Origin of the sequence: Streptomyces sp. G45 (genome assembly GCF_049542095.1) — a bacterium.
Taxonomy (GTDB): Bacteria; Actinomycetota; Actinomycetes; order Streptomycetales; family Streptomycetaceae; genus Streptomyces.
The window spans coordinates 8,093,029-8,104,496 of sequence record NZ_JBMUZU010000001.1 but is presented as its reverse complement, the minus strand read 5'-3'; the positions used below and the strand labels follow the sequence as shown (position 1 = coordinate 8,104,496).

10 protein-coding genes are annotated in these 11,468 nt (G+C 73.0%); 4 read left to right on the top strand and 6 right to left on the bottom strand.

What is annotated here, in order from left to right:
* The first annotated feature begins 38 nt into the window (after positions 1 to 38).
* Both speB and cs1 read left to right on the top strand, forming a co-directional pair.
* A complete protein-coding gene (gene speB, locus ACOBQU_RS34565) occupies positions 39 to 989 on the top strand; it encodes an agmatinase (RefSeq protein WP_423632764.1) in 951 nt (316 codons plus the stop codon).
* Positions 986 to 1,960, top strand: coding sequence for a clavaminate synthase Cs1 (gene cs1 / locus ACOBQU_RS34560; RefSeq protein WP_423632762.1), 975 nt, complete (start codon positions 986 to 988; stop codon positions 1,958 to 1,960). The genes speB and cs1 overlap by 4 nt, the downstream gene beginning before the upstream one ends.
* A 111-nt stretch (positions 1,961 to 2,071) precedes the next feature.
* Here cs1 and ACOBQU_RS34555 read toward each other — a convergent pair whose 3' ends face one another.
* The 6 genes from ACOBQU_RS34555 to ACOBQU_RS34530 form a co-directional block, all read right to left on the bottom strand.
* A complete protein-coding gene (locus tag ACOBQU_RS34555) occupies positions 2,072 to 3,211 on the bottom strand; it encodes an acyl-CoA dehydrogenase (RefSeq protein ID WP_423632760.1) in 1,140 nt (379 codons plus the stop codon).
* Between the two features lie 34 nt (positions 3,212 to 3,245).
* Positions 3,246 to 4,253: an aldo/keto reductase gene (locus tag ACOBQU_RS34550; protein WP_423632758.1), complete on the bottom strand. Its 1,008-nt coding sequence runs from the start codon at positions 4,251 to 4,253 to the stop codon at positions 3,246 to 3,248.
* 16 nt (positions 4,254 to 4,269) lie between these two features.
* Entirely contained in the window at positions 4,270 to 4,914 is a 645-nt protein-coding gene (locus ACOBQU_RS34545; protein WP_423632756.1) for a nitroreductase family protein, read from the bottom strand.
* Between the two features lie 84 nt (positions 4,915 to 4,998).
* On the bottom strand, positions 4,999 to 6,372 hold the full coding sequence (locus tag ACOBQU_RS34540; RefSeq protein WP_423632754.1) for an aspartate aminotransferase family protein: 1,374 nt from the start codon (positions 6,370 to 6,372) through the stop codon (positions 4,999 to 5,001).
* A gap of 485 nt (positions 6,373 to 6,857) precedes the next feature.
* The gene (locus ACOBQU_RS34535) at positions 6,858 to 8,009 is read right to left on the bottom strand and encodes a serine hydrolase domain-containing protein (RefSeq protein WP_423632752.1); all 1,152 of its coding nucleotides are present in this window, start codon (positions 8,007 to 8,009) and stop codon (positions 6,858 to 6,860) included.
* A gap of 103 nt (positions 8,010 to 8,112) precedes the next feature.
* Complete coding sequence (locus ACOBQU_RS34530) at positions 8,113 to 8,793, bottom strand: transporter substrate-binding domain-containing protein (protein WP_423634901.1); 681 nt, start codon at positions 8,791 to 8,793, stop codon at positions 8,113 to 8,115.
* Between the two features lie 465 nt (positions 8,794 to 9,258).
* Here ACOBQU_RS34530 and mmuM point away from each other — a divergent pair, with 465 nt between their 5' ends.
* Together mmuM and ACOBQU_RS34520 are read left to right on the top strand one after the other, a co-directional pair.
* Positions 9,259 to 10,233: a homocysteine S-methyltransferase gene (mmuM, locus tag ACOBQU_RS34525; protein ID WP_423632750.1), complete on the top strand. Its 975-nt coding sequence runs from the start codon at positions 9,259 to 9,261 to the stop codon at positions 10,231 to 10,233.
* Positions 10,234 to 10,338: 105 nt separating this feature from the next.
* Entirely contained in the window at positions 10,339 to 11,424 is a 1,086-nt protein-coding gene (locus ACOBQU_RS34520; protein ID WP_423632748.1) for a WD40/YVTN/BNR-like repeat-containing protein, read from the top strand.
* Positions 11,425 to 11,468 lie beyond the last annotated feature (44 nt).

Sequence of the window (11,468 nt, the reverse complement as noted above, 5' to 3'; positions counted from 1 at the left end):
CCGACCAGCACCTCGCCCAGGAAGGAAGGGACCGCACCGTGGACCGCATCGACACCACCGTCTCGCCGCGCTACGCGCAGATCCCCACGTTCATGCGCCTGCCGCACGACCCGGCACCGCACGGCAAGGACGTCGTGGTGATCGGCGCCCCTTACGACGGCGGCACCAGCTACCGGCCCGGCGCGCGCTTCGGCCCGCGCGCCGTACGCGGCGAGTCCGGGCTCATCCACGGCGTCGGCATCGACCGGGGGCCAGGCACCTTCGACCTCGTCGACTGCGTCGACGCCGGTGACATCGACCTGACCCCGTTCAACATGCACATCGCCATGGCCACCGCCCAGGACAGGCTGAGCGGCCTGCTCGCCGGCAACGCCGCCTTCCTCATGATCGGCGGCGACCACTCGCTGACGCTGGCCGCGCTGCGTGCCGTCGCGGCCCGGCACGGGCCGGTCGCCGTCCTGCACCTGGACGCCCACTCCGACACCAACCCCGCCGTCTACGGCGGCGAGTACCACCACGGCACGCCCTTCCGGCACGCCATCGAGGAGAAGCTCGTCGACGCGGCACGCATGGTGCAGATCGGCATCAGGGGCCACAACCCGCGGCCCGACTCGCTCGACTACGCCCGCGGGCACGGCGTGCGGATCGTCACCTCCGACGAGTTCTGCGCCCTGGGGCCCGAGGACGCCGGGCGGCTGGTCCGCTCCCTCCTCGACGACGCACCCGTCTACGTGTCGGTGGACGTCGACGTCGTGGACCCGGCGTTCGCCCCGGGCACCGGCACCCCCGCCCCGGGCGGCCCCACCTCGCGCGAGGTGCTCGCCCTGCTGCGCCACGTCGGCGCGCTGCGGCCCGTGGGCTTCGACGTGATGGAGGTCTCGCCGCCCTACGACCACGGCGGCATCACCTCCCTCCTCGCCTCCGAGATCGGCGCCGAGCTGCTCTACCAGTACGCCCGCGCACACACCCGAGAAAGGACCTCCCCATGACCGAGCTCGACTGCTCCCCGTACTCCGCGCGCCTGCTGGAGCTGGCCGCGCGGCTGCCCCGGGTCCCCCGCAGGGACCTCCACGGATTCCTCGCCGCGGCGGGCACGGCCGCCGACGCGCTGCCCGCTCCGCTGGCCGGGACGCTCGACGCCTTCCGAGCCGACGGAAACCGCAACGGATACCTCCTGCTGCGGGGCCTGCCGGTGGAGGACGACGACGCCCTGCCGCGCACCCCCGACAGCACGCCCGCGCCCGTGGACCGGCCGCTCCTGAACCAGGAGGCCATGCTCGCCGTCGTCGGACGCCGCCTCGGCCTGCACACCGGCTACCGGGAACTGCGCTCCGCCACCGTGTACCACGACGTCTACCCGTCACCGGGCGCGCACTACCTCTCCTCCGAGACCTCCGAGACCCTGCTCGAGTTCCACACCGAGATGGCCTACCACGTGCGTCAGCCGAACTACGTGCTGCTCGCGTGCTCCCGGGCGGACCACGAGCACACGGCGGCCACCCTCGTCGGCTCCATCCGCAAGGCGCTCCCCTTGCTGCCGGACGCCGTACGCGACCGCCTCTTCGACCGGCCGCTGCCCTGCTGCGTGGACGTCGCCTTCCGCGGGGGCGCCGACGACCCCGGCGCCCTGGCGAACGTCAAGCCGCTCTACGGCGACCCGCGGGACCCGTACCTCGGGTACGACCGCGAGTTGCTCGCCCCCCAGGACGCCGCCGACATCGAGGCCGTCACCACCCTCTCCAAGGCCCTCGACGAGATCCGCGAAGCCGTGTACCTGGTCCCCGGCGACCTGCTCATCGTCGACAACTTCCGTACGACACACGCCCGTACCCCCTTCGTACCGCGCTGGGACGGCAAGGACCGGTGGCTGCACCGGGTCTACATCCGCACCGAGCGCAACGGGCAGTTGTCGGGCGGGGAGCGAGCCGGTGACGTGGTGGACTTCGTGCCGCGCCGCTGATCCGACGCGCACGTGTGGGGGCGCCGGTATCGGCGCCCCCACACGTGCGCGTCGGGCCGGACCACGGCCGTGACGGCGCTGTCAGACGCGCTGTCGTCGCCAGCGGGCTCACTACGAGAACAGCAGCGGCTTGCCCGTGTAGTAGTCGACGACCGCCTCGCTCATGCTCATCCGCGAGGGGGGATGGAAGACGACGGCCTGCGCGGCGGAGGCCAGGCACGCGATCCTCGGCGAGGTGACGAAGGCCATCCCGCCCAGCATCTCGACCGCCTGGGAGACGGCCCGGGTGATGATGTCCTGCACGGAGAAGCGGGTGAACAGGGAGGCGGCGGCACAGTCGTTGCCGAGGTCGCCGTCCATGATCCGGCGGGCCACCCCCTCCACCAGGGACGCCGCGGATTCGATGAGCAGACACAGCTGGGCCCGCTCCCCGGCAGGGCCGCGCCGCTCGCGCAGGACGAGATCGACCAGCGCGCTGGCCACGCCGGTGTACGAGGCGGCCACGATCATCTGGAACCAGATCACCCCGGCCTCGTTGAGCTCGTCAAGCTTCTCGGCGGCGTTCGCCGGGGCCCGCAGGACGTGCTCCGCCCGGGCGAACACATCGGTGAGGCGGACCTCGTGGCTCTCCGCTCCGGCCAGCGGGAACGTCGACCAGAACTCGTGCACGGAGATGCCCGGCGTGGCGGCGGGAAGCACCAGAAGACCCATCCCGGTGTCCCCGTCGCGCCCGGGCAGCGCGACGCTCGCCGTGAGGAAGTCCATCGAACGCGAGAGGCTGCACGGCTTCTTGGAGCCACTGACGAGATAGCCACCGGCCGTCTCGCGGGCCTCGACGGTGGGGGTGAGGATGCCGCGCCCGGAGCGCCCCTCCGCGTAGCCCGACGCGATGAGCGAACGGTTCTTCGCGACCACGTCGAGCACGGACGTGTGGATGCTGGTGCCGCTCTCGTAGAGCGGCCCCACGGAGAACAGCATGCCGACCGAGAAGTGGTGCATCGCGGTGGCCACCGCAAGGGACGGGGCGAGCGACGCCAGCGCGCGGATCACCCTGACGGCGTCGAGCGCGCAGGCGCCGATCCCGCCGTAGTCGCGGGGGACCAGGAGGTTGGTGCCGCCGTACTCCTTGAACAACGCGATGGCCGGGCTCGCCGGGGACTCCAGCTCGTCGAACGGCACACCGGCGAGACGGTCGGCGAGGCCGGGCAGGAGCTCTTCACAGACCTCGTGGTCGAGTTGCAGGAATCGCACGTTCTCGTTCCTCCGCTCGTGCCGGGAAGGCGGCTCAGTTGTCGACGAGCCGCATCAGGAAGGGCGGATACCGCTCGCCGTGGACACCCGCGGCCGACACCGCGCTCTCCACGGTCCGCAGCTCCTCGGCGGTCAGCGCGACGAAGGCGGCGCCCAGGTTCTCCGCCAGGTGGTCGCGGCGACTGGTGCCCGGGATGGGCACGACGTCGTCGCCCTGGTGGTGGAGCCAGGCCAGGGCGAGCTGGGCGACGGACAGGCCGCGGCTCGCGGCCAGGGGCCGCAGCGCGTCCACGACCGCTTGGTTGCGTACGAGGTGGACAGGCTCGAAGCGGGGCAGGGTGCGCCGGAAGTCCGCCGCCGGGCCGAGGTCGGCGACCGAGGCGATGTGTCCGGTCAGCAGCCCGCGCCCCAGCGGGCACGACGCGATGACGCCGATGCCCAGCTCCCGGCAGACGGGCAGCACCTGGGCCTCGATGCCCCGGCTCACCAGCGACCACTCACTCTGGACGGCGGTGACGGGGTGCACCGCGTGGGCGCGGCGGACGGTGTCGGCACAGACCTCGGAGAGGCACAGATGCCGCACCTTGCCCTCCGTGACGAGTTCCGCCAGGGCGCCGACCGCCTCCTCCACCCGCTCGCCGGGAGCCGCCCAGTGCTTGACGTAGAAGTCGAGGTGGTCGACGCCCAGACGGCGCAGCGAGGCGTGGCAGCGCTCCCGGATGTACGCCCGGTCGCCCCGTACGCCGAGGAACCTCCCGTCGCGGTCGCGTTCCAGACCGACCTTCGTGGAGATCAGCACGCGGTCCCGGCAGCCCGCGACCGCCTTCCCGAGCAGTCGCTCGCCGTCGCCGAGTCCCTGCACGTCCGCCGTGTCCAGCAGGGTGACGCCCCGGTCGATGGCGTGCCGCACGGTGGCGACCGCCTCGGCGGGGTCGGCCGACGCGTAGAAGGAGGTCATGCTCAGACAGCCAAGGCCCTGCGCGGGCAGCGTGAGTCCCCCGAGTGCGCGATTCGGCAGGGGTGATCCGTCGTCGTGCCTCATGGGTGGGTTCCTCCGCCTACCACGTGTCCACGTGGAGCACCTGGTCGAGGGGCTGCCGCGCGGCGGGCCTGAACTGTGTGCCGAGGGAGAACGCCGTCGGGATGAGCGCCGCCTGGACGACGCCGTCCGGCAGGCCGAGCAGCTCCGCGATCTCCTTCTCGTACATCAGGTGCAGGGTGGTCCAGGCGGTCCCGAGCCGACGCGCCCGCGCGGCGAGCATGTAGCTCCACGCGGCTTGGATGATCGAGCCCCACTTGCCCGCCTCGTTGTACTCGGGAGCGCCGTTCACGTCGAGGCAGGGGATGACGTGGACGGGCACCTCGGCCATGTGCTCGCCCAGGTGGGCGACGCTGTCGCCCACGCGCCGCTGCACCGCGTGGCGTGCCGGGTCCTCGGGGAACAGCGACGCGCAGCTCCCCTCCGACCGCAGGTACTCCCGCACCGCACGCCGGTAGTAGCCGCCGATCAAGGCCCGCTGCCGTGCGTCCGTCACGACCATCCAGTGCCAGCTCTGCCGGTTGCTGCCCGTCGGGGCCTGAAGGGCGACGCGGACGCAGTCCTCGACGAGTTCCAGCGGGACCGGCCGGGTCAGGTCGAGCCGTCTGCGTACGGAGCGGGTGGTCGTGAGCAGTTCGTCCGGGGTGAGGTCCAAGAGCGTCATGGGGTGTTCCTCCGATCCAGGGGCGAGGGGCGGACGACGGGTCGGCCGTCCGCGGGGCCCAAGGGCCTGTGTGGGGCCGAGGGCTCAGGGCCGGACCTGGCCGTCGGGTCCGACGCGGGCGAGGACCGCGTGGAGTCCGTCGGCCAGTTCGTCGGCCTCGGCCCGATTCAGCACCAGGGGCGGATTGATCAGGAGGGACCGCGGGTTGCCCCGCAGGACGATGCCCGCCTCCTCGCGCAGTGCCTGTGCCACCGGGGCCGTGCCGGTGGGCAGTTGCGTCCGCGTCGTCTTGTCCGCGACCAGCTCGATGCCCAGCATCAGACCGAGCTGGCGCACCTCGCCGACGACAGGCAGCTCGGACAACGCGGCCAGCCTGTCAGCCAGGTGGCCACCGATCGCCGTCGCGTTGTCGAGGAGCTTCTCGCGTTCGATGAGGTCCAGGTTGGCGAGCGCGACCGCACAGGCGGTGGGATGCCCGGTGTACGTGAAGCCGATCGGGAACCCGTTGGCCGCGGTCACCGCGGACGCCACCTCCTCGGTGACGAGCACCGCGCCGTGCGGGACATAGCCGGAGGTGAGGCCCTTCGCCGTCACCAGCAGGTCCGGCCGCACTCCGAAGTGCTCGGCGGCGAACCAGTGCCCGGTCCGCCCGTACGCCGTGACCACCTCGTCGAAGATCAGCAGGATGCCGTGCGCGTCAAGCAGCTCGGCGACCCGGGGCCAGTAGTCCGGCGGGGGGACGACCGCGCCGCCGACGCTCATGACCGGTTCGCCGATCATGGCCGCGATCCGGTCCGGCCCGATCCGTTCGATGGTCTCCCGCAGTTCACGCAGGCAGAACTCGGTGACGTCCGCACCCTCGTACCCGACGCCCTGGTACGGGTCGGGGGCCGTCAGGTGGTGCACGTGCGGCAGCGAGGGCCCGAAGCCCTCGTGGTACACGGGCAGCCCCGAGACGCTTCCGGCGCCGTAGGCGATGCCGTGGTAGGCCGTCTTGCGGGACAGGATCCACGTCCGCTCGGGCTCGCCCCTGCGGTGGTGGAAGAACCGCGCCATGCGCAAGGCGATCTCATTGCCCTCCGCCCCGCCGCTGGTGAAGAACACCCGGTCCAGACCCGTGGGGGCGAGGTCACCCAGCCGCACGGCCAGCTCGATCGCCTTGGCGTTGCTCATGGACTCCCAGAGGTGGAAGCACTCCAGGGCGCCCATCTGGGCGGCGGCGGCCTTGACGATCTCATCCCGCCCGTGCCCCACCTGCATCATGCCGAGCACCGCCGCGGCATCCAGATACCGCCTGCCCAAGCTGTCGCGTACGTAGCACCCCTGCCCCTCGACCATCACGGTGCGCTCCGTGACACCGCTCGGGAGATTGGGGTGGATGAGCCGGTCACGGTCGGCACGGACCCATCGCGCGGTCCGGTCCGAGCCGGGAATCCGTGCCGCCGAGGATGTGGACATGAGGCAAGCTCCTTCGCGGATGGCCATCGGCACACCGGCGTCCGCGGCGGGTCACCGCCCCTGGAGGTACCCGGGGCAGGACGCGGCCTCGACGAGCGGTTGCCGGATCTCACGGGGAGACTCGCAGCCGGGGGTTGCGTCCGACTGGCACGGAACGCGAGCGAACCGTCAAGCGAGCCGCAAGCCCTCAGTTCAGGAGGGCGTCCGCACCGCTCTGCCCGCGCCAGAACAGCGGCCGGTTCGGGCTGGCTCGACAATCACTACAGCCGCGTCTCACGACGATGACGATGACGAGGGGTACGAACGAGGGGAAGCGCACCGGCGGCGAACTTGCTGCCGAGGCAGGGCGACCAGAAGCGGGCCCCTCCTCGCCCGCGAACGCCACGAACCGCAGGGCGTGCCGGTGCGGCGCCCCCGCCTCCGCTAGGGCCTGTCGTCAAGTCCCCCGCCGTTCGCCCGGCAGGCGGGGGATGTGACGACAGGCCCTAGGCGCCCAGGCACTCCCGTACCGCCGTCACCAGCCGGTTAGCGCGGGCGTCGCCGTGGCCGACCATCCGGTTGGCCACGTACGCGAAGCCCACGCCGAACTCGTCGTCGCCGAAGGCGAACTGGCCGCCCGCGCCGTCGTTGCCGAAGCTGCGGGCGCCCAGCATGGGCCGGAACGCCGAGTCGAGCAGGAAGCCCGAGCCCCAGCGCACGCCGAGGTCGGGGAAGCCGGACCAGGTGGCGCCGGACGACCGCTCGGCCAGCGCGTCCGTGAGGGTGTCCGGCGCGAGCAGCCGGGCCGAGCCGTCGACTCCCGTGGCGGCGGCCGCGTACAGCGTGGCCAGGCCGCGCGCCGAGGAGACCGCGCCCGCGCCGGGAACCTCGGCGCGCAGCAGCTCCGGGTCGTTCCAGCCGTGCGGCTCGTCCAGGCCGGGGAAGGCGAAGGCGCCGTTCATGGTCACCATGCGCATGATGAGGGACTCCGGGCCGGGCATCGGGGGCCGCCCCTCGGCCTCGGCGAGCCGCGCCAGGCGCCCGGTCTCCGCTTCGGGCAGGCCGATCCAGGTCTCGGCGCCGGGGCCACCGAGGCCGGGGGCGACCGCCTCGCGGAAGTAGGCGCCCGGGGTGAGTCCGGTGACCCGGCGGATCAGTTCGCCAAGGAGGAAGCCGAACACGTGCGCGTGGTACTCGAACGCCTCGCCCGGCGCCCACAGCGGCCGCTGCTCCTCGATCGCCCGGACCACCGGGGTCCAGCGGGCGATCTCCTCGAAGGTCAGGGTGCGGTCGAGGACGGGCAGGCCCGCGCGGTGGCCGAGGACCATGCGGGGCGTGACGGCCTCCTTGCCGTGGGCGGCGAACTCGGGCCAGTACCGGGCCACCGGCGCGTCCAGGTCCAGGCGGCCCTCCTGCGCGAGCAGATGCGTACAGAGGCTGACGACCCCCTTGGCGCAGGAGAACACCGGCACGACCGTGTCCTGCTGCCAGGCCCTGCCGGTGCGCTCGTCGGCGACGCCGCCCCACAGGTCGACGACCTTGCGGCCGTCCACGAACACGGTGACCGCGGCGCCGAGTTCGGGGAACTCGGTGAAGTTCCCCGCGAAGGCGTCCGCGACCGCCCCGTACCGCTCGTCGACCCAACCGTTGTGCTCCACTGCCCTGCCACTTCCTGGTGAGACGCCGCTGACCTGGGGCGATGCCCGGCCAGCCGAGATGACCGCGCCACCGTACGCGGCCCGGCCACCGGGAGCCACCGGATTACCGCTCCGGCCGCCCCAGCCACTCGCTCTCGTACGCCGCGTACGTCCCGTCGTGCGTCGCCAGGTGCACGAACTGGTCGACGTACTCCTTGAACTGCTCGTCTCCGCGCGGCAGCGCGTAGGCCTTCTCGGCGAACGTGAAGGGCTTGTCGGGGTGGAGGGAGCACAGTTCGGGGTGGAGCCGCGCCTGGTAGCGGGTCTCGCTCGCGTCCGTCATCATCACGTCGGCGCGGCCGTCGACGATCTCCTGGAAGATCGTGGTGTTGTCCGGGTGGACGGTGATCGTGGCCCGCTTCAGATGGGCGCGGGCGAACTGCTCGTTCGTGCCGCCGGGGTTGACGACGACGCGGGTGCCCGGGGTGTCGATCCGCTCCAGGGTGTCGTACTTCTCCTTGTCGGCGCAGCGCGCGATCGGCGTCTTGCCGTCCTCGCGGGTCGGCTCGCTGAAGTACACCGCGCGGGCGCGCGGCAGGGTGATGGAGACGCCGCCGACGGCGATGTCGCAGCGCCGGTCCGCGACGTCGTCGACGATCTCCTTCCACGTCGTGGCGACGAACTTCGGCCGCGCGTCGAGGGACTTGGCGAGGTCGCGGGCCATCTTGATGTCGATGCCGCTGTACGAGCCGTCGGCCTCGCGGTGGGTGAAGGGGCGGTAGTCGCCGGTCGTGCAGACGCGCAGGACGCCCGTTCTCGGTACGGAGTCCAGGAGGACCCCTTGGCGCCCGGGTGCCGCCCGCCCGACTGGGGCGGGGCGGCGGGCGCGGCGGCGGTGACGGCGAGCAGGCAGACCAGGGCGGACAGCGTGGCGGCGCGCTTCATCTCGGGCGGTTCCTCTCTGGGGGCTGATCTAGGTGGGGACGGATCTCGGCGGGGGCTGATCACGTGAGGCGATCATGGGGGGGATCATGGGTGGGATCATGGGGGGATCACGGGGGAAGAGATCTCCGACCGAGCTGAGGGTGTCTCAGGAGGTCAGCGGGGGCAAGAGGGCCGGGGTCAGGGCGGGGCCCGCGCCGTCGTCGTACGCGTCCTCGTCGAACGGGTGCAGGGGGCGCTCCACGCGGTGGTGGCCGAGCCGCACGGCGCGGGACCACCGGGTCGCCCGCCGCTTCCCTCCGGCGGCGCCTCGGCTAGCGTCGGCCCTATGAACGACACAGCGCGCACGGAGGCGGCCCCCGGCGACGGCGTGTCCCTGGCCGCGGCCCTCGCGCGGGGCCCCCTGGTCCTCGACGGCGGCCTGTCCAACCAGCTCCAGGCAGCGGGGTACGACCTGTCGGACGACCTGTGGTCGGCGCGGCTGCTCGCCGAGCACCCGCAGGCCCTGCGGGACGCGCACCGCGCGTACTACGAGGCGGGCGCCGACGTCGTCATCACCGCCAGCTACCAGGCCACCTTCGAGGGCTTCGCGCGGCACGGCGTCGACGCGGTCAGCACGGCGGAGCTGCTGCGCCTGAGCGTGCGCCTGGCGCGGGAGGCCGCCGCCCTGGCCTCGGCGGACCGCCCGCTGTGGGTGGCGGCGTCCGCGGGCCCGTACGGGGCGATGCTCGCCGACGGGTCCGAGTACCGCGGCGACTACGGCCTGGGCGTCGCCGACCTGGAGCGCTTCCACCGCCCGCGCCTGGAGGTCCTGTCCGACGCCGCCCCCGACGTGCTCGCCCTGGAGACCGTCCCGGACACCGTCGAGGCCCGCGCCCTGCTCCGCGCCGTCCGGGGCCTCGGCGTGCCCGCCTGGCTCTCGTACAGCGTCTCCGGGGACCGCACCCGCGCGGGCCAGCCCCTGGCGGAGGCCTTCGCCCTGGCCGCCGACGCCGACGAGGTCATCGCGGTCGGCGTCAACTGCTGCGACCCGCGCGACGCGGACACCGCCGTGCCCCTGGCGGCCCGCGTCACGGGCAAGCCGGTCGTGGTCTACCCCAACTCGGGCGAGACCTGGAACCCCGCGACCCGCGCCTGGCAGGACCCGCCCCGCTTCACGGCCACCCAGGTCAGGGCCTGGTACGAGGCGGGGGCCCGGTTGATCGGCGGCTGCTGCCGGGTGGGTCCCGGAGAGATCGCCGAGGTGGCGCGGCAGCTGGGTCCCGTCCGCGGGGCGCGGCGCGGAGAAGGGGCGGGCGGGTGAGCGACCCCTCTGACCAGGGCGGCCGTGTCGTCCGGGGGTGAATGTCAGACCCTCCGTGCAGACTGAGCCGTACCTGAGACAACGTCGTCCAGAAAGGCGCCGGCCATGGCCAACGTCCTGCTCACCATCGGCACCCGCAAAGGTCTCTTCGTAGCCCGCCGCACCAACGGCGCATGGGAGTTCGACGAGGCGCCGTACTTCAACGCGCAGGCGATCTACTCGATCGCGATCGACACGCGGACGGCGACGCCCCGCGTCCTGGTCGGCGGCGACAGCGCGCACTGGGGACCGTCGGTGTTCCACTCCGACGACCTGGGCCGCACGTGGAGCGAGCCGTCGAAGCCCGCGGTGAAGTTTCCCCAGGACACCGGCGCCTCCCTGGAGCGGGTCTGGCAGCTGCACCCCGCGGCGGCCGAGCCGGACGTGGTGTACGCGGGCACGGAGCCCGCCGCGCTGTACCGCTCGGAGGACCGCGGCGAGAGCTTCACGCTGGTCCGCCCGCTGTGGGAGCACCCGACGCGCTCCCGGTGGCAGCCGGGCGGCGGCGGTGAGGGCCTGCACACGATCCTGACGGACGCCCGCGACAAGGACGCGGTGACGGTCGCGGTGTCCGCGGCGGGCGTGTTCCGCACGCGGGACGGCGGCGCGACCTGGCAGCCGTCGAACGCGGGCGTCTCCGCGGTCTTCCTGCCCGAGCCGGACCCGGAGTTCGGGCAGTGCGTGCACAAGGTGGCCAGGGACGCGGCCGACCCCGACCGCCTCTACCTGCAGAACCACTGGGGGGTGTATCGAAGCGACGACGCGGGCGCCCACTGGACCGACATCGGGGAGGGCCTGCCGTCGGACTTCGGCTTCGCCGCGGTGGCCCACCCCCACCGCGGCGACACGGCGTACGTCTTCCCGATCAACGCGGACGCGGACCGCGTCCCCGCCGACCACCGCTGTCGCGTCTACCGCACGCAGGACGCGGGCAAGAGCTGGGAGCCGCTGAGCGCGGGCCTGCCCCAGGGCGACCACTACGGCACGGTGCTGCGGGACGCGATGTGCACGGACGGCGCGGACCCGGCGGGCCTGTACTTCGGCAACCGCAACGGCGAGGTGTACGCGTCGGCGGACGACGGCGACACCTGGCGGGAACTGGCCTCGCACCTCCCGGACGTGCTGTGCGTGCGCGCCGCCGTCGTCGGCTGAACGGCCGCCGCGCCGACGCCCGGAGGCACCCCGGGGCCGACGGT